Source organism: Pseudomonas sp. B26(2017) (genome assembly GCF_002113045.1).
GTDB lineage: Bacteria > Pseudomonadota > Gammaproteobacteria > Pseudomonadales > Pseudomonadaceae > Aquipseudomonas.
Map to the genome: position 1 here is coordinate 551,354 of NZ_NEJJ01000001.1, position 20,637 is coordinate 571,990.

At 58.4% G+C, this 20,637-nt stretch carries 23 protein-coding genes and 1 pseudogene; 7 read left to right on the forward strand and 17 right to left on the reverse strand.

What is annotated here, in order from left to right:
* Positions 1–122: 122 nt before the first annotated feature.
* Positions 123–260, reverse strand: coding sequence for a hypothetical protein (locus CAF79_RS29070; RefSeq protein ID WP_170929684.1), 138 nt, complete (start codon positions 258–260; stop codon positions 123–125).
* On the opposite strand from CAF79_RS29070, the gene CAF79_RS02285 reads away from it, so the two are divergent.
* On the forward strand, positions 253–513 hold the full coding sequence (locus CAF79_RS02285) for a DUF2790 domain-containing protein (RefSeq protein ID WP_085696249.1): 261 nt from the start codon (positions 253–255) through the stop codon (positions 511–513). The genes CAF79_RS29070 and CAF79_RS02285 overlap by 8 nt on opposite strands.
* Positions 514–603: 90 nt before the next feature.
* The gene (locus CAF79_RS02290) at positions 604–1,002 is read left to right on the forward strand and encodes a hypothetical protein (protein ID WP_085696250.1); all 399 of its coding nucleotides are present in this window, start codon (positions 604–606) and stop codon (positions 1,000–1,002) included.
* Here the strand turns inward: CAF79_RS02290 and CAF79_RS02295 are convergent.
* Positions 999–1,265, reverse strand: coding sequence for a DUF1652 domain-containing protein (locus tag CAF79_RS02295; protein WP_085696251.1), 267 nt, complete (start codon positions 1,263–1,265; stop codon positions 999–1,001). The genes CAF79_RS02290 and CAF79_RS02295 overlap by 4 nt on opposite strands.
* Before the next feature lie 373 nt (positions 1,266–1,638).
* Between CAF79_RS02295 and eco the strand changes: the two genes are divergently transcribed.
* Positions 1,639–2,124, forward strand: coding sequence for a serine protease inhibitor ecotin (gene eco, locus CAF79_RS02300; RefSeq protein WP_085696252.1), 486 nt, complete (start codon positions 1,639–1,641; stop codon positions 2,122–2,124).
* Between the two features lie 26 nt (positions 2,125–2,150).
* Here eco and ilvA read toward each other — a convergent pair.
* The 3 genes and pseudogenes from ilvA to CAF79_RS02315 all read right to left on the reverse strand — a co-directional run.
* A pseudogene (gene ilvA / locus CAF79_RS02305) lies at positions 2,151–3,140 on the reverse strand (threonine ammonia-lyase, biosynthetic); the annotation flags it as partial.
* Between the two features lie 204 nt (positions 3,141–3,344).
* Entirely contained in the window at positions 3,345–4,268 is a 924-nt protein-coding gene (locus CAF79_RS02310) for a magnesium transporter CorA family protein (protein ID WP_085696254.1), read from the reverse strand.
* 7 nt (positions 4,269–4,275) lie between these two features.
* Positions 4,276–5,850, reverse strand: coding sequence for a RimK family protein (locus CAF79_RS02315; protein ID WP_085696255.1), 1,575 nt, complete (start codon positions 5,848–5,850; stop codon positions 4,276–4,278).
* Positions 5,851–5,942: 92 nt separating this feature from the next.
* On the opposite strand from CAF79_RS02315, the gene CAF79_RS02320 reads away from it, so the two are divergent.
* Positions 5,943–7,046 (forward strand): GNAT family N-acetyltransferase/peptidase C39 family protein, encoded by a 1,104-nt coding sequence (locus CAF79_RS02320; protein ID WP_085696256.1) that lies wholly within the window; start codon positions 5,943–5,945, stop codon positions 7,044–7,046.
* A 5-nt stretch (positions 7,047–7,051) separates the two neighbouring features.
* Here the strand turns inward: CAF79_RS02320 and CAF79_RS02325 are convergent, their stop codons facing one another.
* Together CAF79_RS02325 and CAF79_RS02330 are read right to left on the reverse strand one after the other, a co-directional pair.
* Positions 7,052–8,197 (reverse strand): PQQ-dependent sugar dehydrogenase, encoded by a 1,146-nt coding sequence (locus CAF79_RS02325; protein WP_085696257.1) that lies wholly within the window; start codon positions 8,195–8,197, stop codon positions 7,052–7,054.
* A 50-nt stretch (positions 8,198–8,247) separates the two neighbouring features.
* Positions 8,248–8,589: a hypothetical protein gene (locus CAF79_RS02330; RefSeq protein ID WP_085696258.1), complete on the reverse strand. Its 342-nt coding sequence runs from the start codon at positions 8,587–8,589 to the stop codon at positions 8,248–8,250.
* A 207-nt stretch (positions 8,590–8,796) separates the two neighbouring features.
* Here CAF79_RS02330 and CAF79_RS02335 point away from each other — a divergent pair, with 207 nt between their 5' ends.
* Positions 8,797–9,657 (forward strand): Ku protein, encoded by an 861-nt coding sequence (locus CAF79_RS02335; protein ID WP_085696259.1) that lies wholly within the window; start codon positions 8,797–8,799, stop codon positions 9,655–9,657.
* A gap of 42 nt (positions 9,658–9,699) precedes the next feature.
* Here the strand turns inward: CAF79_RS02335 and lpxO are convergent, their stop codons facing one another.
* Positions 9,700–10,599, reverse strand: coding sequence for a lipid A hydroxylase LpxO (gene lpxO, locus CAF79_RS02340; RefSeq protein WP_085696465.1), 900 nt, complete (start codon positions 10,597–10,599; stop codon positions 9,700–9,702).
* Between the two features lie 679 nt (positions 10,600–11,278).
* Here lpxO and CAF79_RS02345 point away from each other — a divergent pair.
* Together CAF79_RS02345 and CAF79_RS02350 are read left to right on the forward strand one after the other, a co-directional pair.
* Positions 11,279–11,923, forward strand: coding sequence for a hypothetical protein (locus CAF79_RS02345; RefSeq protein WP_085696260.1), 645 nt, complete (start codon positions 11,279–11,281; stop codon positions 11,921–11,923).
* Between the two features lie 3 nt (positions 11,924–11,926).
* Positions 11,927–12,277 (forward strand): hypothetical protein, encoded by a 351-nt coding sequence (locus CAF79_RS02350; RefSeq protein WP_085696261.1) that lies wholly within the window; start codon positions 11,927–11,929, stop codon positions 12,275–12,277.
* Here the strand turns inward: CAF79_RS02350 and CAF79_RS02355 are convergent.
* Genes CAF79_RS02355 through CAF79_RS02395 form a run of 9 tightly spaced genes read right to left on the reverse strand, consistent with a single transcriptional unit; the run spans position 12,271 to position 20,630 of the window.
* Positions 12,271–12,852, reverse strand: a complete 582-nt coding sequence (locus tag CAF79_RS02355; RefSeq protein WP_085696262.1) for a DUF2514 family protein — start codon at positions 12,850–12,852, stop codon at positions 12,271–12,273. The genes CAF79_RS02350 and CAF79_RS02355 overlap by 7 nt on opposite strands.
* Entirely contained in the window at positions 12,849–13,277 is a 429-nt protein-coding gene (locus CAF79_RS02360; RefSeq protein WP_085696263.1) for a structural protein, read from the reverse strand. The genes CAF79_RS02355 and CAF79_RS02360 overlap by 4 nt, the downstream gene beginning before the upstream one ends.
* Positions 13,278–13,332: 55 nt before the next feature.
* Positions 13,333–13,716, reverse strand: coding sequence for a phage tail protein (locus CAF79_RS02365; protein WP_085696264.1), 384 nt, complete (start codon positions 13,714–13,716; stop codon positions 13,333–13,335).
* The gene (locus tag CAF79_RS02370) at positions 13,713–14,042 is read right to left on the reverse strand and encodes a hypothetical protein (protein ID WP_085696265.1); all 330 of its coding nucleotides are present in this window, start codon (positions 14,040–14,042) and stop codon (positions 13,713–13,715) included. The genes CAF79_RS02365 and CAF79_RS02370 overlap by 4 nt, the downstream gene beginning before the upstream one ends.
* Complete coding sequence (locus tag CAF79_RS02375) at positions 14,042–15,226, reverse strand: hypothetical protein (RefSeq protein ID WP_085696266.1); 1,185 nt, start codon at positions 15,224–15,226, stop codon at positions 14,042–14,044. The genes CAF79_RS02370 and CAF79_RS02375 overlap by 1 nt, the downstream gene beginning before the upstream one ends.
* Before the next feature lie 22 nt (positions 15,227–15,248).
* Positions 15,249–15,929: a hypothetical protein gene (locus CAF79_RS02380; protein ID WP_085696267.1), complete on the reverse strand. Its 681-nt coding sequence runs from the start codon at positions 15,927–15,929 to the stop codon at positions 15,249–15,251.
* Positions 15,929–16,237, reverse strand: coding sequence for a hypothetical protein (locus CAF79_RS29300; protein WP_085696467.1), 309 nt, complete (start codon positions 16,235–16,237; stop codon positions 15,929–15,931). The genes CAF79_RS02380 and CAF79_RS29300 overlap by 1 nt, the downstream gene beginning before the upstream one ends.
* 11 nt (positions 16,238–16,248) lie before the next feature.
* Complete coding sequence (locus CAF79_RS02390; protein ID WP_085696268.1) at positions 16,249–20,013, reverse strand: phage tail protein; 3,765 nt, start codon at positions 20,011–20,013, stop codon at positions 16,249–16,251.
* Between the two features lie 35 nt (positions 20,014–20,048).
* A complete protein-coding gene (locus tag CAF79_RS02395; protein WP_085696468.1) occupies positions 20,049–20,630 on the reverse strand; it encodes a tail assembly protein in 582 nt (193 codons plus the stop codon).
* Between the last annotated feature and the right edge of the window lie 7 nt (positions 20,631–20,637).

Genomic DNA, 20,637 nt, shown 5'->3' on the forward strand with positions numbered 1-20,637 from the left:
ACACCAAACCATAACCGCCCCCCTCCAGCCGCCGAAAGCAGACAAGGCATCCACCCTTGTAGGAATCCGCCGAGACTCCCCCGTGAAACAATCCCCGTCCGGACAGCCGGCGTTCAGCCCGGTTAACCATCGCTTAACGCCGCGGTCAAAAACTCTACTGAACCGCACGCCCTCAGTCCCTGGCTGATGCCCAGTGCGGCAGGTTTGGCTTGCAACATGCCGAACTCATTTTCCGTCGCACCGGAGTCCATCATGAACATTCGTCCGTTCCTGCTCACCACTGCCCTCGCCTGCACCGCGTTTGCCGGGCTGGCCCAGGCCAATGACACCGCCAAGGCTGTTCCCTATGAATACGGCATGCCGTTGCATGTCGCCAAAGTGGTATCCCTGACTGAGCCGCCGACACAGGAATGCAAGGTCATCACCGCCGACATGAAGTACATCGACAACGCCGGCAAACCCGAGCAAATCAGTTACCGGAAATTATCTGACGCGTGCAGCTTCCAAAACTGACAGAAAGCTCTGATTTGCGGCTTTGCGGTAGGCGAATACGGGTCTCGAAGGGTATGCTCGGGGCCCTCCTCACTGCCGCAAGGATTCGCCATGCAGTTGTCGTTTCGCACGCTCTCGACCCTCACCTTCTCCCTGTGTTTTCTGCTGTCTTTGGCGTGGGGGCTGGCGCCTCAGATGTTGCTGGCGATCTGGAGTATTGAGTACTCAGAGGCAGCAGGATTTGTTGCACGACGCATGGCGGTGCTGTTTGCGGCGCTGGGGGTGATGTTTTATCTGGTGCGCAACGCGCCGGTGTCGATCGCGCGTAATGCGCTGAGCAACGGCTTTATCGTCGGCTGTTTTGGCCTGGCGGTGCTGGGTTTTGCTGAATGGCTCAACGGCCACGCCGGCCCCGGGATTCTGCTCGCGGTGCTGGTAGAGTTCGCGCTGGGCCTTGGCTTCTTGCAGGCCCGGCGCGTGACGGTCGAACTGGGTGAAACAGTCAGTTAAACGACTCGGGATCGCGGCACTGAATGGATTGCCGATTGTTGCGCAAGATCCGAGCGCAACCCGGCGATCAGGCCGTTGATTTCGCGACAGCTGTTCAGATGACTGGCATCAATGCCACTCACCAGCAGCTCAACCTGATCGGTCTTGTGATCGCCATACACCTTGACGGTCATCGACAGATCCGGGGACAGCGTGCACTGGCAGCGTTTCGGTAGAAAGCTGCTTTCAATGATGTTGCGGAGTTCCAAGGCAGACAGAAACATGGCGAAACCTCTCCTTACTGTGAGACTGCCAATCAAGTATTCACGTCGACCGTTGCCACAGTTTCCCACGGGTGTGTCCCCGCTGAATTCCTTGGGTTGTGACAAGCGGCTGTGATGCGAAATGCCCATTGGAGTGTAGGCGCCCAAACTCGGTGCGCTGCACCAAATCAACGCATAAAACATGCCTTTCATCAGGCTGCATTCACCTCCTTGCAAATCAATGACTTGGCAAAAAGACAGGCAACTGGCCAGTTGCAAAATGCAAGATCCGATCGTGCAGGCACTGCAATTTGCATGCGGCTGGCGGTTTGCATTCATCGCTTGTGACAGTGAGAATGCCCGTCAACCAACGTACACCCGCCAGGAGGCTTCAATGGGAAATTTCACTGTTTACGCGACCGCCGGCCTGATGCTCGCCAGCCTGTCCACCCTCACCCACGCCGCCAAGCTTGAAGACACCGCGCCTTATCCGAAGGCTGAAGCGGGCTTCACGCGCCAAGTCATCCACCTGCCGCAACAGGCCCAGGAAGAAAACTTCAAAGTCGAAATCCTCGCCGGCAAGACCCTCGAAGTCGACTGCAACCGCCAGCGCCTGGGCGGCACCCTCGAAGAGAAAAACCTCGAAGGCTGGGGCTATCCGTTCTACCGCCTGGAAAAAGTCAGTGGCCCGATGAGCACCCTGATGGCCTGCCCACCCGGCACCCAGAAAAAGCGCGCGTTCGTACCGGTCATCGGTGACGGCTTCACCGTGCGCTACAACAGCAAGCTGCCGATCGTGGTTTACGCACCGACGGATGTGGAAGTGCGTTATCGCATCTGGTCGGCCTCGGACAAGATTGGCGTGGCCATTCCTGAGTAACCTCAAGCCACCACACCGCATGCCGCCGCTCGCTCGGCGACATGACGCAGGCTGTCGAAGTTGATATTGGCGCCGGAATCGATGGCGATCAGCGTTTGATTCCGTGCGCCGGTTTGCGCCACGTACTGTTTGATGCCCGCGACCGCCAATGCGCCGGAAGGCTCGGTGATCGAGCGGGTATCGTCGTAGATGTTCTTGATTGCTGCGCAGAGTTCATCGTTGCTGACGGTGATGACCTCATCCACGCAGAAGCGGCAAACCTCGAACCCGTAGGCGCCGATCTGCGCCACTGCCACGCCATCGGCGAAGGTGCCTACGCTGGGCAACACCACCCGTTCACTGACCTCCAATGCTGCCTTGAGACAGGCCGAGTGCTCAGACTCCACGCCGATTATCCGCACCTCCGGCCGCAGGTATTTTACGTACGCCGCGATGCCGGCGATCAACCCGCCGCCGCCCACCGGGACAAAGATCGCATCAAGCGCGCCCTGATGTTCGCGCAGGATTTCCATGGCGACTGTGCCTTGGCCAGCGATCACATCAGGGTCGTCGAACGGCGAGACGAAGGTTCGTCCGGTCTGCTCGGCCAGTTGCAGCGCATGGGCCAGGGCAAAGGGAAAGCTTTCACCATGCAATAGCGCCTCAGCCCCGCGACTGCTGACCCCCAGCACTTTCAACTCAGGCGTGGTTGCCGGCATCACAATGGTCGCGGCAATACCCAGTTCCCGCGCCGCCAGCGCTACGCCTTGCGCATGATTGCCCGCCGATGCCGTGATCACCCCGCGCGCCTTCTGCTCCTCGCGCAATTGCACCAGTTTGTTGTACGCACCACGGATCTTGAAGGAGAACGTCGGTTGCAGGTCTTCGCGTTTGAGCAGGATCCGGTTGCCCAGCGCTTCGGACAGCGCCGGCGCCGGTTGCAGCGGCGTGCGCACCGCCAGTTCATACACCGGAGCGGCGAGGATCTTTTTCACGTACTGCTCAAGCAGAGCTTGCTGGGCGGGGCTGTAGCGCATGGTCGTCTCCTGACGTTTGATTCGGAACCCCGGAGACAGAAAGTAAAAACCCGCCTCTAGGGCGGGTTGGGTGCTGCAGTCGTGAGCTAGCCCGCCAAATGAGGAATGGCGGTAATAATGCTTGGCTGGCAGCGCAGAACGGTGGAAGTCATGGGCCCGAAATTAGCCCGGGCCCTGCGGGCAAGTCAATGGCGAATTTTGCTTTCATTTCGCCAGACGCCTGAGCCCGAACAGCATCCCGCCCGCCCCCAGCAGCATCGCCGCCAGAAACAACGGGTACGACACCCACCATGGCGTCCCGGCGGTCATCATGCTGAATTCCGACATGCCGCCGATGCTCGCAATCAGGTTGAGCGGCAGGAACACCACGTTGATCAGCGTCAGTTTGCGCAGCAGGTTGTTCATGCTGTTGTTCATCAGGTTGCCCCGGGCGTCGATCAGCCCGGAGAACACCGTCGAGTAGATTTCCGCCTGTTTGTAGCACTGGTTGTTTTCGATGATCAGGTCGTCGATCAGGCCGATCGCTTCGCTGCCGAAATGCTGTTTTTCCGCGTGATTGCGCAGCCGCGTCAGCACCGCGCCGTTGCTGTGCAGGGCGTTGATGTAATAGATCAGGCTTTCGCTGAGGTTGAACATCTGCACCAGATGCTGGTTCTGCATCGAGGCATTGAATTTCTGCTGCAGCTCCCGGGCGACCAGTTTGATCACCTTCAAGTGCCCAAGGTAGTGATGGATGTTGTTGAACAACAGGTCCAGCAACACATCCAGCGGCGTATTGAGTGGTCGGCCCGTGCCGAGACCGTGCAGCGGCGTGTCGTCGGTGGCGATCACCAGCAACTGGCCCGGGGAAAACAGCAGACCGCAGGACGAGACCTCGAAGGCCAGGCTGCCGCCGCCGGAATAGTTCTCCGGGCGCTTCCAGATCAGGAACAGATGATCGGGATGGAATTCAATCCGCGACACCTCGTCCGGGTCCAGCGCCGAGGCCAGCGCGTGTTCATCGAGTTTGAAGTGACTGTGGAGCAAATCGCGCTCGGCAGCGTCCGGGTCGCTGAACAGCATTACCTCGGCGTCCAGTCGCTCGACCCGCTGCAGGGCGCCGTGATTGAGTGCAAAGCTGTTGATCATCGGCCGGTCACCAGGCCTGGCCACGGCGCTTGAGTTCGAGGCGCCGCACAAATTCTTCCAACACGAGTGAATACAGATCGTCCTGCAAATAAGCGTCTTCGATGCCGGCGTCGAGGTTCGGGTTGTCGTTGACCTCGATCACCACCACCTTGTCGCCCGCCTGTTTCAAATCGACGCCGTAAAGTCCGTCGCCGATCAGGTTGGCGGTCTTCACCGCCAGTTCCACCACCGCGCGCGGTGCTTCGTGGATCGCCAACGTGCGGCACTCGCCGTTGACGTCCTGGCCCTTGGCCTTGTGGTTGTAAATCTGCCAATGGCCCTTGGACATGAAGTACTGGCAGGCAAAGATCGGTTTGCGGTTGAGCACGCCGATGCGCCAGTCGTACTCGGTGTAAAAAAACTCCTGGGCCAGCAACAACACCGAATGTTCGAACAGCTCGGCGGTGGCGTCCAGCAAGGCCTGCTGGCTCTCGACCTTGATCACGCCACGGGAGAAGCAACCATCCGGGATCTTCAATACCAGTGGAAAGCCGAGGCGCTCGCCGACTCGCTCGAAATCTTCGGGTCGTTCCTTGTAGAGGATTTCCGTAGCCGGCATGCCCAGTTGATGGCTGTTGAGCAGATCCGTGAGATAGACCTTATTTGTGCAGCGCAGGATCGACGTCGGATCATCCATCACCACCAGCCCCTCACTTTCGGCCTTCTTGGCGAAGCGGTAAGTGTGGTTGTCGACGCTAGTGGTCTCGCGGATCAGCAAGCCGTCGTATTCGGCCAGCCTTGCGTAGTCCTTGCGTTCGATCAGTTCGACATCGATGCCCATGCCCTTGCCGACCCGCACAAAGTTTTCCAGTGCCCGAGCGTTGGACGGCGGTAACGCCTCCTGCGGATCATGCAGGATCGCCAGGTCATAACGCGCCACTTGCGGCGAACGCGGAACTCGCCAGATCTTGCGACTGAAGCCGTCCAGCGCATTGGCGAACTGGTCTTCCTGATCGTCACGCAACTTATGCAAGGCACCGGATTTTATACCTTCGATGTGCCAACCGTTAGTTCGGCGAAATTCAACTAACAGAATCGGACACGGGAATACTTCGAATAATTGCCGGGCGAGATCCTGCAACGGTTCGATATGCGTTTTGCCGAAATAAAGTGTGAGGGTAAAACCTTCGGTATCGCTATAGAGATGATGGCTGAGGGCTTTTTCCAGGGTTTTATCCAGGTCATCCAGGGCCAGACCATAAAGAGATTTTCGGGTCAGCTCGCTGATGGTCCGCACCGAAGGAATCACCTTGTGCCCCCGGGCCTCGGCCAGCAGCGAGCAGTAGTAGCCGTGGCCCAGGTACTTATAACTTCGGCACAGATTGATCACCTGCACCCGTTTTCCCTGCTCGTTGTCGGGTGGTTGTTCGAGGTATTCCTGGGCCGTCAGGATGTCCTCGCTGGGAAAATACGAAGCCCAGTCTTCCTTGCGTTCGACGATGATCAACACTTGGCTGGAAGTTCTGATCTGCGGTTTTAAATAAGTTGCCGGTGGCAAACTTTGAATGGATACTTCGCGCCAATGACCCTGTACCGCTGACATAGAAATTGATCCGTTGGAGAACAAGACCTTTTCTATTAAGCACGAAGTTTTTCGAAAGTCCCGTTTCGTTACGCAACTTTTACGGTGGTCATATGAATGCTGTTTTTCGCCTGGCAGTCGTTGAGGATTTGCCAGCATTGCTCACGCTGGAGATGCACTGTTTCACCACAGACCGGCTCACGCGCCGCAGTTTCCAATGGATGATCACCCGGGCACACGGGCAATTGTGGGTGGCCGAACGCGAGGGACAACTGGCCGGTTATGCGCTGGTGCTGTTTCATCGCGGCACTTCACTGGCCCGGCTGTATTCCATTGCGATTGCGCCCGAAGCGCGCGGCGGCGGTCTGGGCAAACAACTGCTGCAACGGATCGAGGCCTGTGCGCTTGAGCACGATTGCGCCTACCTGCGGCTGGAAGTGCGCACCGACAATCCCGCCGCCATTGCCCTGTATGAGCGCAACGGCTACCGGCGCTTCGCGCTGATCCATGACTACTACGAGGATCACGCCGACGCGCTGCGGCTGGAGAAACGCATTCTCCAGCACCGCGATTCACGCGACATCAAGGTCCCCTATTACCGCCAAACCACCGATTTCACCTGCGGCCCGGCCTGCCTGCTGATGGCCATGGGGGCGTTGCAAGCCGATCGCTTGCTGGAGCGACGCGAGGAATTGCAGTTGTGGCGCGAGGCAACCACGGTGTTCATGACCGCCGGCCACGGCGGTTGCAGCCCGCAAGGCCTGGCACTGGCGGCCTGGCGCCGGGGTTTTACAGTGCGTTTGCAACTGAGCATGACCGGGCCGCTGTTTCTCGACGGAGTGCGGGACGCGCATAAAAAAGACGTCATGCGCCTGGTGCACGACGAGTTCATGGCGCAGCTGAACGACTCCGATGTCGTTCAACTCATTGGCGCAACACTGGACCTTCCGGCGCTACTGGCCAACGGTGGGCAGCCTCTGGTGCTGATCAGCAGCTATCGCCTGACTCGTTCCAAGTCGCCGCACTGGGTAATCGTCACCGACTGCGATGAAGACTTTGTCTACCTGCACGACCCGGATGTCGATCACAGCCAGCACCGTCAGCCCATGGACTGCCAGCATGTGCCGGTCAGCCATGGGGAGTTCGAGAAGATGTGCCGCTTCGGTCGTGGCAAATTGCGGGCGGCGGTTGTGCTCTATGCCCGCTCATCCGCATGAAGGATTCATTTGAGTCCGACTTTGTACAGCGATCCGTCGGACTCATCGGTCAGCACATAGAGGTAACCATCCGGCCCTTGGCGCACATCACGGATCCGCTGTTTCAGTTCGCCCAGCAAGCGCTCTTCATGCACCACCCTGTCGCCGTCGAACTGCAGGCGGATCAGTTCCTGCGTCACCAGCGCACCGATGAAAACGTTGTGCTGCCACGGCTTGAAGCGATCGGCATCGTAGAACGCCATCCCGGTAACGCCCGGGGACTTTTCCCAGACATGGTGCGGCCCTACCGTGCCTTCGGCGGTCTTGCCCTTGGCTTCCGGAATCGGTTGCATGGAGTAGTTGATGCCGTGAGTCGCCAGCGGCCAGCCGTAGTTCTTGCCGCGCTCGATGATGTTCACCTCATCGCCGCCGCGCGGACCGTGCTCGTTTTCCCACACGGTGCCGGTCCACGGGTTGAGCGCGGCGCCCTGGGGATTGCGGTGGCCGTAGGACCAGATCTCCGGGCGCACGCCGGACTGGCCGACAAAGGGATTGTCATCGGGTACTTTGCCGTCGGGGTAGATCCGCACGACTTTGCCTTGCAGCTTGTCCAGATCCTGCGCGGTCGGGCGGTCGTTGTTTTCGCCCAGAGTGATGAACAGATAACCGTCCCGGTCAAACACCAGCCGCGAGCCGAAGTGGTTGCCGACCGACAGCTTCGGCTCCTGGCGGAAGATCACGTTGAAGTCCTTCAGGCTTTTCAGGTCATCCGAAAGGCGCCCGCGCCCCACCGCCGTTCCGGCCTTGTCACCCGCACCGCCGCCCTCGGCGTAGGACAGGTAAACGAGGCGATCCTGTTTGAAATCCGGTGACAGCACCACATCGAGCAATCCGCCCTGCCCCTTGGCCCAGACGTCCGGTACACCGGTGATCGGCGCAGACAGCTTGCCGCCGGCATCCACCACCCGCAGGTTACCGGGGCGTTCGGTCACCAGCATGCCCTGACGATCCGGCAGGAAAGCCAAGGCCCATGGATGCTTGAGCCCTTGGGTAATCGTCGTGACTTCAAGGGTGCCCTGCTCGCTTTGCAGCTCTTTGGGAGCGGCGGCGAACGCCGGGGCTGAGATCAGTGCGCTGGCACATAGACCGGCCAGAAGGGTTTTACGCAACATGCACGATTCCTTTTGTTCGTTTGAAGGGCTGACAGAAGTGGCTCTGCCATTCAACGGTTGCTCCCGCTGTCACGGGCCGGAGGATTGGGAATGAAGGTGGGGGGCTTGCTCGGAACGGAGCGCGGCGGCTGACCGTTGCCGATACCGCGGTTTTCCAGGGTCGGTGGCCGGGGCACTGGCACCGTGTTCGGCCCGCGAAGCGGCGGAGCGCTGGGCTGGGTGCCCTGCATGCTGTTGGGATTCGCCCGGCGGATCGGGCTGTTGTAGGGGTTGTTGCTGTTGCCGGTCGGACTTTGTGCCAGCAACAGCGATGAATACGTGGTTGCGCCCTCGGCGTGAACCAGCCCGCCACTGAGGGCCAGCAACGCAATGCCTAGCAGGAAACGGTTCATGAGCGGCCTCTCTGGATGTGCGTGTTTTGATGCACGTGGCTTAGAGCCTTCGAGTCCACGCTACGCCGTGGGTTCGGATTTGTTAACCCGTCACCGCTAAACAAGATGTAACACGGCTTGACCTGCCGTTTACCGCCGCCTCCGCAAACAACGGAAACTTTTGCGCCGGGCCACGGGTCACCCGAACATCACTTGGAGAACAGCACCATGGCTCGGGCAATCTGGAAAGGCGCAATCAGTTTTGGTCTGGTGCATATCCCTGTGGCGCTGGTTTCGGCGACCTCGTCACACGGCGTTGACTTCGACTGGCTCGACAGCCGCAGCATGGACCCGGTCGGCTATAAGCGGGTCAACAAGGTCACCGGCAAGGAGGTCACCAAAGAGCACATCGTCAAAGGCGTGCAATTCGAAAAAGGCCGCTATGTGGTGCTCAGCGAGGAAGAAATCCGTTCGGCGCACCCGGTGTCGACCCAGACCATCGACATTTTCGCTTTCGTCGACAGTGAACAGATCCCTTTGCAGAACATCGACACGCCCTATTACCTGGCCCCCGACAAACGCGGTGGCAAGGTCTACGCATTGCTGCGTGAAACCTTGAGCAAAACCCGGAAGGTCGCCCTCGCCCGCGTGGTTTTACACACGCGCCAGTATCTGGCGGCGTTGATGCCGCTGGAGTCGGCGCTGGTGCTGGTGAAGCTGCGCTGGCCGCAGGAAGTGCGCAGCCTCGATGAACTGGCGCTGGGCAGTGAAGTGACCAAGCCGCAGTTGGCGAAGGGCGAGCTGGAAATGGCCAAACGGCTGGTTGAAGACATGACCGCGGACTGGACGCCCGAGGACTACAAGGACGAGTTCGAAAACAAGATCATGGCGCTGGTGGACAAGAAGGCCCATGAGGGCAAGATCGAAGACGTTGAGACCGTTGAGGGCGAAGAAGAGCGCAAATCGGCCGATGTTATCGACCTGACCGAACTGCTCAAGCGCAGTCTCGGCGGGAAGGCTCCGGCCAAACCGGCGAAGAAGACCGCCAGCAAGTCAACAACGGCGAAGAAGACCAAAAAAGCGTCGTGAAAATCAAATCGGGCGACTGTCTTTCAACAGTCGCCCGATTCGTCAGATCAGAATGAAGATCGCCAGCAGACCGCCGAAGATCGCCCACTTTTCCATGTAGTAAAGCTTGCGATTGCGCTTTTTCAGCTCTTTGCCACGCAGGCGAATCTTGTAGATTTTGGTAAACAAGCGGTTGATGCCACCCGTGCGGTCACCGGCATCGTTCGGTGCGCCGGCTGCCGACATCACGTTGCGGCTGAACCAGCCGTTGAATGCCGCTGCCCAGCGGTACTTCATCGGACGTTCGACGTCACAGAACAGGATGATGCGGTTCTGGTCAGTGGTGTTTTCCGCGTAATGAATGAAGGTCTCGTCGAACATCACCGCTTCGCCATCACGCCAGTGATAGTTCTCGCCATCGACGTTGATGTAGCAACCGGCATCGTTCGGCGTTTCCAGACCCAGGTGATAACGGTAGGAACCGGCGTACGGGTCGCGGTGACGCACCAGTTTCGAGCCCGGCGGCAATTCGGCGAACATCGCGGCCTTGATCGAGCCGATGCTCTGCACCAGCTCAGTGGTGCGCGGGCACAGTTGCAGCGCCGACGGGTGGCTGTCGCCGTACCACTTCAGGTAGAAACGCTTCCAGCCGGTCTTGAAGAACGAGTTGAAACCAACATCGTCGTACTGGTTCGAGCGCTTGATCTCGCCGGCACGCAGCAGATTGCGGCCTTCCTCACGGATCTCTTCCCAGTGCGTCTGCAATGGAGTCAGGTCGGGGAAGTCTTTCGGGTCCAGATACGGGGTATTGGGCTTTTTCGAGAACAGATAAAGGAAGCAGTTGATCGGTGCCAGGAACGAAGAGTGATCGCTCAGTTGACGACCTAGTTTGTGGCGCACGCGCCCCCGCAGGTGAACGTATGCAATGGAAATGACATATACAGCGGCAATGATGAGTTTCACGGAAATCGTCACACGTCAGAAGTGAACAAACTGCGCGCCTTTCAGGCGTTGGCAACAGGCCTTTCGCAGTGTCTGAATACAAAACAGCGTCCCGGTGGCACATCCCTGAGCCCGCGCGCTGGAAGGGCGCCGGGTGAATGGATGGCATTTTAGCCACAGTTTGTAACCAATAGTGAACCTTCATCTGTGAAAAACTGTCCCGCGATTGCACCAATCGGCACTCCGGGTGTCACTGCCCTATCGTTTAAAGAGCCAGACCAGTACAATCGCCGCCAAACTTTACGCGCCCCCTTGGTTGATGACGGGAATTGCCCCGCCTCAGCGCACTTCGACTCGGGCCAAGCGCTCCGGCCGCACCTCGCTTTTCAGAATGCTTCGCAGGAAAAACCTTTGATTTCTACAGCTAACATCACCATGCGCTATGCGATGGGTGTTTGAGCGGGCTGTAGCGTAGTAATCATTGGGCGAAACCCCACATAACCCCCCACCAAAACGCACACATTGGTACGCCGGCTGGTTCCAGGGCCAATTTTCTGGCCTATGCCGATCTTGCATAACACCCCCTTCAGAACACATTTCCAGGCGTTCGCTCCGGGTGGTCGCGCTCGACCGTTTGTCGGTCGGCTGGTATCGTCCGCCGCCTGCCAATTGACTGTTACCGACAAACAGAGAATTTAAGATGAAAAAAACTCTCGCCTTGCTGGCAGTGTCTACCGGCCTGCTCCTTTCCGGCTGTGCAGGTATTGAACCAGGTGCAGGTTTCGAACCCGGCGCAATCTGGAAAGCCGCGCAAACCACCGACGAATTCACCGATGGAACGACCTCCTTCGTAACCACTGGCGAATTCAGATCGAACACCAGCATTTTCACCAGGGGAATGCACCTTTACCCGGTAGTGCGCAAGGAAGGCAACCAACTGTATGTTGGCGTGATGTCGGGCGGACGCTTCAAAATTCCAGTGGGAACCGTACAACTCCGCATCGACCAAAATGAGGCATGGACGATTACCCCGCAGGAAACGCCCATTGCAATGGTGCCGCCAGCCCCGAACTTTGTTCCGCCAAATCTCCCGCCGGATCAGGCCGCGATTATCAAAAGCGCCCAAGAACAGGCGATGCTATCCACCACGCAAATGATGAGCCCTTACACCGTCACCGGTGGCGAAAAGGCGAAAACGATCATCAAGCAAATGCTTAGTGGCCACATCATCAAGTATCGAACCGTGGGCATCAACCAGGCGGCATCCACAACCGGAGAGGCTGTAATCGATAAATCATTTGCGGATGCTCTTCAAAAAATCGGCGTCAATCCACGGGAGCTGTAACGGATGAAAACCTGGCAACTCGCTGTACTCTGGGTTCTCATATTCGCAAGTCCCTGGTACGCCAAAAAGCTGCCGAAAGGCGCCGGCCCGGTTGCCGGCGTGTGCGCAGCAATCGCCCTGCTCGGCTTCCTTGCCTACTCGATGCCATGGGAATACAGCGCCGGATTCGCGCTCTTTTTTATCGTCGCGTGCAATTTGAGCAAGTTCCCGGCGGGGATTCAGGCAGTCATTGCCACCGTTGGCGGCGCCGCCGTTGTCGTCCTGATTGGATACCTGGTCTATTTGATCTTCACCGGGCATCTGTCGCTGGCGGAAATGAACGAAATGAGGCGCGATTTCCCGGATCGCTACTGAGCAACCTTCCCCCCTTCAAGCCCGGCCATTGCGCCGGGCTTTTTCGTTTCTGCGCCGCGCACCTGGTCATATGCCGCCTCGCACGCCAGGCCGGCTACCCTGGCGCGGTCGTAAGCCGCAGCCAGGATTCCCGATCTTTCGTCAGCCCGCTTGAGCATGTCGGAGAGCAGTCCGGCGGCGCGGGCGGCTGCCTCGCCTCGGCTGGCAATTCCGGGATCACCGCAGGCGGCACCGACACGGGCAAGCTGATCGGCTGCTGTGCGCACCCGGTCACCAGCAGCGTCAGCGCCAGACACATCAGCGGCCACAGCCGCGCCTTGAACTCTCGCATTCTCCCCCACCTCATTGACGGCGACCTGGCGCCGTTGTTCTTCTTGCCGCTGCTGGCGCTCGTCGTCCGCCTGCGCCTGGGCTTGCTGCGCTTGCAGGTCAGACCATTTCGCGCTCCAGCGTCGATCCGACGCGCCTTCGCCGGCGCTGTACACCCAAACCCCAACGCCAACCAGCAGGCCGACCACCAACAGGCAGGCCAGCACCAGCAACGCCGCTCGGTAACGCTCAATCAGCGCGCTCATGCCAGCGCCCGCCGAACGCCCTCGGCCAAGATCACCGGCGAATATTCGTAATTGGCGTTTTCGTGACGGATGATCGCGCGCACCAAGGCGGTCATGATCCGCTGCTCTTTCACGCTGGCCAGCTCCTGGTCAGCATCTAACCCGGCCTCCTTGGCGACCGCCCGGATATATGAGCCGGTGTCGTTCTCAATCCCTGGGGCGTACCTGGTCAGGATCTGGCGAATGGTTTTCAGACCGCGCCGCTGGTGATAGGTAATCAGGATTTTGCCCAGGCATCGAATGCCGTTTTCCGGCGTGTCGAATCGGCAAAAGCGCGACTCAACCTCGATATCTACAGGCAGCTCACCCACCCATTGGTTGGCGCTGTTGTGGTCGACGTTGCCGGGGTTGTTATTGCGTACTCCCCGCGTAATTGCTTGTGTCATGTTTTCTCCAGGCACAAAAAAACCCGCCGAAGCGGGTTATGGATGTTCAAATCTGTCAGGCGGTGTCGACCTTTTCCCCGGTTGCGTCACCGGCGATTTCGGGGATGTCTGGAGCGTCCGGCCACACCGGCGCGGCTGGCCAGGTCGATTGCGTAGACACTTTGCCCAGGGCGAACTTGTAAGCCTTCCAGTCTTTAAGACTGGCCGTCAGACTGGCCAGCTCGGCCTCGTCATCCTCTGTCGCCACGCCAGCCTCAACGCCATAGCCCAACGTGTCGACGCGATCTTGAATCCGCGCGATTTGCTTGGTGGCTACGGCATTCAGCGACGAAAGCTCAGCCTTGGCGGCTGCCAGCTCCTGGGCAGCGGCGGCGGCTTCCGTCATTTCTTTGGTGATCAGTTGCGACCAGTCGATTTTTGCAACGGTTACATCTGTCATTCTTCGCCCTCTTTTTGTACTGGCAATGGTTGCGGTAGTGCCACTACGCCATCCGGGACATCCAGCAGCGGCTCAGGGAATGCCTGTTCAGGGCTAAAATTTGCCGGGATGGGAAATAGAAGTGTGAATTCTAGTTCTTCGCCGGTCATTGTGACTTTTGTGTAAGCGCCGAAGGCATTACCCTCAATAGCGCCCACCGGCAAGATGTCACCATCCTGCATACGGCTGAAGTCGTAAAGCACGTTGTTAACCGTGACCGTATTGCCAGATTTAATAACTAAAATCGGATCAACATCCATTCGAATGGGTGAAAGATTGATTTTCATTAATACCACCTTCCTACAGCAATAAGTTGAACAGCACCAGCGACCGCCGTGTTTAACGCCGATAGCAATCTATGTGCACCGGTATTAGTAGCGCTTGGCGAATTGAAAGTGCACGGCCATTGTGACGTAGACCCTGCTCCTGGAACAGCCCCCATGGTTACGGCGATAGTATAGTTTGCCGAAAACGCCATTGGCCACTCAACGCCGTATGCATCACTACCAAAGACATAACCGTAAGAATACGAACCCGAGCTGTTAACGTTGATGGTCGCCGTGCATATCAGAGCGCCATTTCCAAACTTAATATAATGGCCATTAGCATTAAGGCCCGCCTCCACAATCCCGCCTGTAACAATGCCTAGCGTTGAGTTGTAAGATGCGGTAGCAAATGCAGTGTTCTGGTCATAAACCAGTCGCCAGTTCCCCCATGCGTTTGTCGCGTATTTCGAACGAATGTATTCGGGCTTAGTCCCAACGGTGCCGTCGAACGCAATCCATCGCTGGTGAACTGGCGAGCCTGAACCCCCACCCGGAATACCGATAGTCTCTAGATACCCATATCTCTCACTCGATGGAAACGTGCCTGTGTTGTTCACATAGTTAACAGCGACACGGCCAAAAGGAACTTTGGTTACATCGTCAATATCCCCAATAAAGTACGGCACGGCTCCACCAATCCCGTAGTCACCGACCTTTAAAACATGTCCGACTGTCGGGTCTATTTGCGACGTTGTTAACGTCGCACTTGCAGCGCTACCAAGCGACCCGAACTCACTTTCCAGCGACTCAACGGAGCTGTCTAGTGATTCCGTATGCCCTTGCAACTTACCAACCGCGCTAAGAACAGAATCGGACGCGGTAACTGTTCCATCGGCAACGCTGAGCCCGGTCAGCGCCGTGCCGCGCACAGCAGACGGAATGGTGTCGGTCGACGCCCCAAGAAGTGCGCGCCCGGCATCAGACAGCGTTACCATTTCCAGCTCGCTGTCGCCGGTCGTGACCAGCAACTGGTTAGCCTCCCAAACTGACGACGCAATGGCGGTCAGCTTCGCATTCGTCGGCTGCGCGACATTGCCACCGTACAGCTCTGTGAAGTTGTCATTTACTTTTCGGAACGCCGAGCGTGCGTCGTCGCCATCGGAACCGCCAGGAGCAGTGCCCAAATTAATAGTTTGTTGGGTCATAAATGCCTTCTAGATTTGGAAACTATACCGCTTGCTTAGCGAAAACAGCCGGTAGATAAAATGCAAACGGGTTATTCAATGCAACTGTTAAGGCGTATAACTTCTGGTTTGGAAAATCCCACCAGCAATAAAGTTGGCGAGCAATACCGCTACCCGAATTCATATCCATACCGAAGGTATTAATTAGCATGAATTCATTTTCTGGAAAGTCGAACGGCACTGAATAATAAATTCTATACAACCCCTGATCGGTCGTGTCATAACGCTCATAAGTCCAGTTTTGGAAAGCCCTGGTGAATGTTGCGTTGGGCGTGCCCGAGTCAAAAAGAAGCGCACCCGATCCGTTCCAAATCCTCATACCGTAATCCGCCGCAGCCTGGGCGCCGAAAGCGGCGACGAAATATCGACCGTTTGGCTGCGCCGTATTATCGCTGTAGGCACGGACATAAAACCCTGTCCAATTACCAGCAGAACCGATTAGGGACATCAGGCATAGGCCGGCGACGGCGTTCACCGTATCAGGCCGAACGAAAACTAACGGAGGCTCCTGGGAGGTAACAGGGCGAGCGAAATAGGTTGTAGAACCCATTCCGCTATCACCTGTAGGCGCGTATCTCCCGGAGCTAATAACCACCAATCTGGAATACTCAGAATCGAGGGTTACGACGCCGCTGCCGTTCGTAAATTGAACGCCATACGTCATTATGACCACCTCATTACAATAAGCCGCATTGTTCCGGCAGTTGAACTGCTCGCATCATAAGTTCGCGTGTAGTTGTAGACGCGGACAACGCCGTCTAGCATTTCCGTTTCAAACTGCCTTTCATTGCTGGTGTAAGTTCCATTCGGAATAACAATTGCAGTTCCGTTGCTTGTATTCACCCCAGGTACAGAAAAATCCTGCGTTGTTTTTGCAGCGGTTGAAAATGTAACCAAAGTTGAAAGAACAACGCGGATTGTAAAAGAGTTTTCATCGAGTTGAAGCGTTCCATCAGCGCCCCAAATCCTTATCCCATAACTACTCATACGTCCAAGTTGCCCCACTGATAACGTTTAACGCCGTTCTCGTCGAAAACTTTGCCGCCGTAGTTATTGATCGATTGGTGCGCCCCGCCGCCGAGCGCGCTATTCAACTCAAATGTTCCACTTACAAAGTTGATTAGTATCCCTTGCGTCCCCGCGACATAGTTCGGGCTTCTCAGCTCACCGGACACGATCAACTGCTGAATCTGCGCCTGGCTGATAAACGCGCTTCGAATCACGGTCTGGCCGTTCTCGATGGCGAACATCGTTTGAGGCGTGCCATTGACCTGGCTCATGACGGCAAATCGGTCAGCCAAGAATGTGACCAGCGACTGGATTCCGTTTTCCGTGTTTTCGACCCCGATGCCCATGCCGGCGGCGTAATACTGGCCGTTACTGTCTACGCCGACCTTGATAACCCGGCTGGCGCTAACGTTGCCCTCCAGGTCGACAACCGCTTGAGACGTGTCCGAAACAAGCGCTGTGGTGTCCCCAAGCTGGCTTTGCAGCGTGGTCACCGACTCGGTGAATGCCTGGTCGGCGGTCGCCCGCGCGGTGATTTCCTGCTGGAGCGCCGCGCTTGCGTCGTCGAAAAGAGCGGATACCGTCGTAATCTGGCTGGCCAGGGCTTCATCAGAAGTAACCCGCGCCTCGATTTCCTGCTCAAACCGGGCGTTGAGGTCGTCGCCGACCTGCGCCTCTACCACGTCGATTCGCTTGCTGATTGCCGAGTCAGCATCAGAAAACGCGCTGTAGATGGTGTAGGCCGTAGCGTCTACCCCGGAGTCGCCAGCCTGCCAGTCGGTGTCGCCCGCCATCAGCGGGAACACCTGGGCTTCTACGCCCACCATCCTGGTGGCCATCGCTTGAATCTCGCCGTCAATCTCCTGGACGCTCGTTTCTACCGAATCCACTCGCACCGCCAGCGCGGTGACCAGATCCCCGAGGGACGCATAGTCGCCCAGCGACTCCCAGTAACTGGTGTCAGTAAGTGGCGTGCCCGCCGGCACGTCCTGCGTTGCCCGGTAAAGCTTCCCGTCATCCTTCACCAGCGAGCCGGACAAATAGGCCTGCTCGGAATCCCAATTGGGCGCCCCGGCAAGGTCGGATAGCTGCGACTGGAGTGTATCGAGCTGCGACTGGAGCGCCTTGTCTCCCTCGGTCAACCGCTCATTCACAGAGCCGGCGCCGTCGCCGCTGATTTTCTCGATTTCCGAAAGCAGATCCTGCCCGAGCTGCGTTTCCGTAATTTGCCCGGTGATGTAATCCAGGATCGCGTTCGCATCGGCGCTCGAAACGCCGTACACCCATTCCGACCATTCCCCCACGTTCCCGGTCTTGTCCACCAGGCGCGCGCGGAAATACCGCACCACCCCGGCAGCCATACCCGAATGGACGTACAGATTTGTCGGGTAACCGAACAGGCCCAGGCTCAGCGGATCTTGCCCGGTGCTTTCGGACGCCATTTGCAACTCGGTGTACGCGGTATCCTCGGCGCCCTCGGGCATTCCCCACTCAACGCGGATTGCGAAAATCTCGCTGGTGGTGCGCAGGTAGGCCACCACCGGCGGCGCGCCAACCTTGCCGTTCAACGTTGTGAGCGCCGACGACGTAGGGAGCGACGACGTTTTCAGCGCGTTGACTGCCCGAACGCGGGCGATGTAATCGCCGGCGTAAATGCCTCGCACGTCCACGGACAGCTCGCCAGTGCGCGGGACTTGCACCCACTCACGCGAACCCCAGCGCCACTCGATGTCATACGCGACAGCGCCTGGCGCCGCAGTCCAGGCGATGGTCATCACCGTTACGGCGATACCCTGCTCAATCACCACGTATTCGCTAATCAGCACCTCTGACGGCGCGTCCTGGATGCCAATCGGCAATGCGCTGATCGGGCGGTCATCCAGCACCGCGCCATAATCGATGGTGTCGAACTTGCTCGGTTCGTGCTGGATCACTTCCAGTTCGTACTGGTGCCACTCCGGGCGGGTGATGTTGCGCACCAGGAATTGCAGCGTGTTCAGGTCGTCGAACTCCAGCACCCACCCCGCCTGCGCCTCCGGCGTTTCGCTGAATTCCGATTGAACGGTGACCTTGCGACCGTCCACAGCGGTGATCACCCGCGATTCGGTGGTGCCGCTGGGGAGGTTCACCCAAAGGCTTGCCGTCGTCGGGATAGTGATTTCCCGGTCAAGCGTGATGACCTTCCCCGCAACCGCGCTCACACGCCCGCCGTTGATGCGCCCGACCAGCATCGGGTCGGCCACGGCAATGATTTCGCCGGGCTTCGGGATGCCGCCATCGAGGCCGACGCGGAACGTCGCGCCGCGTGTCTGCGTCTGCTCGGTGATCAGCGCGTATTGCCCCGCTCGCTGCGCCTGGCCCCGAGACGTGCAGCCATAGGCAGGAACATCGAGCTGGTTGATTGCGCCGGTTTCCGCCAGCGCTTCGTCATCAAACACCGGCTCCTTGTCGGTGTCGTAGGCCTGCGCCGGGTTGTCCCAGGTCACCATTGCCAGGTTGTGCCGGTCGCGCGCCCTCGTGCCGGCGTAATTGATTTCCCCGTAGTTCAGAATCTGCGAAGGGTTGTAGGTGTACACCGGGTCGCCGGGCATGTCGGCGGTGACGGTGATTTGCGAGCCGTCCCAGGTGGACATCCCATGAAACACCGACGCCAGATCCTGGAGAACCGCGTAGCCATCGGCCTGTTTTTGCAGGTAGATATTGCAGGCGTATCGCGGTTCCTGCCCGCCGTTGCCGTCCGAAACCATCTGGTCGCAGTATTGGCCAATGCGGTACAGGTTCCAGCGATCGATCATCGTCGCATCGATCCGGTCGCCGAGTCCGTAATACGGGTTTAGCACCAGGTCATAGAAGATCCACGCCGGGTTATTGGTGTACGCCTGCTTGAACGTGCCGTCCCATACCCCGTTCGTGGTGCCGGTGCCGACTGTCGAGTAAGTCCTGGTGTCCGGGTCATAGTTGGCCGGGACGCTGATAATCCGTCCGCGCATCCGCACAGCGATTTTTGCAATGTCCCCGCCGAATTGCTGGGCGTCGTACTCCACGCAGCCAACGGCGGTAAGCGGGTATTCCTGGTCGCTGTCGACAATCTCGGCCACGGCCTCGACCACCATGCTATCGGCGACCAGCGAACTGTTCGCTTCGGCAGTCAGGCGGCGCGCCCGGATCGTCCAGCGGCTGCCCGCCGGCAAGTCGATACGGTGGCTTCGCTCGTAGTTGGTGACGTTCTTTCGATCAACGAATGAGGACAGCACCTGGACATATGCGCCGCCATCGGTGGCGACATCAATCGCGTATTCGATCCGAACGCCGTTGATATTGCCGCTGGAGTCTTGCGACTGGAGCGTCGGCCAGCCGAAGCGAACCCGAACCGCGTCCAGAACGGGGTTCGTGACGGTGTAAATCCACGGCGCCGTTGTGAGCAATGTTTGATTGACATCGATTTCATTGGTCGATTCGGCAATCCCGTCGAGCCGCGACTGGTCAAGCTCACCGTTGCGGAACTGCCATTTGACGCCCGGATAGTTCTCGGTGCCGTCCGCGTTCACCAGTGGCGTTCCTTCCAACATCACCGACTGGTTGCCGTTGACCGGGCCGACGATTGGCCCCCAGCTCCAGATGTAGACAATCCGGGCCGTCGCCAGCGATGGAGTGCTGTTTTCCGCGACGGTCGGTTGTTTGGTGCTGGACGACCCGCCCTTACCGCCGGCGATCTGGCTTGGAAGTGCTAAAACGCTCATGCATACCCCATAAAAAAACCCGCCGTAGCGGGTCGTTAAGCCTGGTCTTGCGTGTAGATGGCGCCTGATTCAACGGCGCCGCCGATTTCCCGTTCGCCGTACAGGATTGGATAGGGGTTCCCCTGGGCAACGGTCGTAACCGCACCGCCGAACCCATAGCTGGGGTTGTTGCCGTCGTCGTTGTTGGCTGAGTCAGGCATTCCGGTCGTGGGTGAAAGCATCTGCACAACGCCCCCAAGCCCGACCGCCGCACCACCGGCCAGCAGCGCCGCGCCCAGGGCCGTGGACGTGCCGCCCGTGAAGACGCCGGCAACGATCAGCACGACGCCGAGAACGACCTGGAATAGCCCCGCCTGCTTGCTGCCCTGGATCAGCGGCACAATTCGAATATCGCTGTCGTCAGCGCCCTGCATATCGAACTCTTGCGGGTCAGCGTTCCGGCGCCCACAAAACACGCTGAAAACCAGGCCCCGCTTTTCGCCCTGGCGAAGAAACTTTTCAAATCCTGGAACCATCGAGCAAAGCGCGCGAACGGCATCCCGGACGCTGTACACGCTCAGCATGTACTCGCGCCCGAAGTGCTTTCGCATCACGCCATAAAGCACCACCCGGCGCATCACCGGC

What these genes read in the sequence shown, in the direction of transcription:
- CAF79_RS02285 (WP_085696249.1), top strand. Translation starts at nt 253, where the DNA reads ATGAACATTCGTCCGTTCCTGCTCACCACTGCCCTCGCCTGCACCGCG.
- CAF79_RS29070 (WP_170929684.1), bottom strand. Translation starts at nt 260, where the DNA reads ATGTTCATGATGGACTCCGGTGCGACGGAAAATGAGTTCGGCATGTTG.
- CAF79_RS02290 (WP_085696250.1), top strand. Translation starts at nt 604, where the DNA reads ATGCAGTTGTCGTTTCGCACGCTCTCGACCCTCACCTTCTCCCTGTGT.
- CAF79_RS02295 (WP_085696251.1), bottom strand. Translation starts at nt 1,265, where the DNA reads ATGTTTCTGTCTGCCTTGGAACTCCGCAACATCATTGAAAGCAGCTTT.
- eco (WP_085696252.1), top strand. Translation starts at nt 1,639, where the DNA reads ATGGGAAATTTCACTGTTTACGCGACCGCCGGCCTGATGCTCGCCAGC.
- CAF79_RS02310 (WP_085696254.1), bottom strand. Translation starts at nt 4,268, where the DNA reads ATGATCAACAGCTTTGCACTCAATCACGGCGCCCTGCAGCGGGTCGAG.
- CAF79_RS02315 (WP_085696255.1), bottom strand. Translation starts at nt 5,850, where the DNA reads ATGTCAGCGGTACAGGGTCATTGGCGCGAAGTATCCATTCAAAGTTTG.
- CAF79_RS02320 (WP_085696256.1), top strand. Translation starts at nt 5,943, where the DNA reads ATGAATGCTGTTTTTCGCCTGGCAGTCGTTGAGGATTTGCCAGCATTG.
- CAF79_RS02325 (WP_085696257.1), bottom strand. Translation starts at nt 8,197, where the DNA reads ATGTTGCGTAAAACCCTTCTGGCCGGTCTATGTGCCAGCGCACTGATC.
- CAF79_RS02330 (WP_085696258.1), bottom strand. Translation starts at nt 8,589, where the DNA reads ATGAACCGTTTCCTGCTAGGCATTGCGTTGCTGGCCCTCAGTGGCGGG.
- CAF79_RS02335 (WP_085696259.1), top strand. Translation starts at nt 8,797, where the DNA reads ATGGCTCGGGCAATCTGGAAAGGCGCAATCAGTTTTGGTCTGGTGCAT.
- CAF79_RS02345 (WP_085696260.1), top strand. Translation starts at nt 11,279, where the DNA reads ATGAAAAAAACTCTCGCCTTGCTGGCAGTGTCTACCGGCCTGCTCCTT.
- CAF79_RS02350 (WP_085696261.1), top strand. Translation starts at nt 11,927, where the DNA reads ATGAAAACCTGGCAACTCGCTGTACTCTGGGTTCTCATATTCGCAAGT.
- CAF79_RS02355 (WP_085696262.1), bottom strand. Translation starts at nt 12,852, where the DNA reads ATGAGCGCGCTGATTGAGCGTTACCGAGCGGCGTTGCTGGTGCTGGCC.
- CAF79_RS02360 (WP_085696263.1), bottom strand. Translation starts at nt 13,277, where the DNA reads ATGACACAAGCAATTACGCGGGGAGTACGCAATAACAACCCCGGCAAC.
- CAF79_RS02365 (WP_085696264.1), bottom strand. Translation starts at nt 13,716, where the DNA reads ATGACAGATGTAACCGTTGCAAAAATCGACTGGTCGCAACTGATCACC.
- CAF79_RS02370 (WP_085696265.1), bottom strand. Translation starts at nt 14,042, where the DNA reads ATGAAAATCAATCTTTCACCCATTCGAATGGATGTTGATCCGATTTTA.
- CAF79_RS02375 (WP_085696266.1), bottom strand. Translation starts at nt 15,226, where the DNA reads ATGACCCAACAAACTATTAATTTGGGCACTGCTCCTGGCGGTTCCGAT.
- CAF79_RS02380 (WP_085696267.1), bottom strand. Translation starts at nt 15,929, where the DNA reads ATGACGTATGGCGTTCAATTTACGAACGGCAGCGGCGTCGTAACCCTC.
- CAF79_RS02390 (WP_085696268.1), bottom strand. Translation starts at nt 20,013, where the DNA reads ATGAGCGTTTTAGCACTTCCAAGCCAGATCGCCGGCGGTAAGGGCGGG.
- CAF79_RS02395 (WP_085696468.1), bottom strand. Translation starts at nt 20,630, where the DNA reads ATGCGCCGGGTGGTGCTTTATGGCGTGATGCGAAAGCACTTCGGGCGC.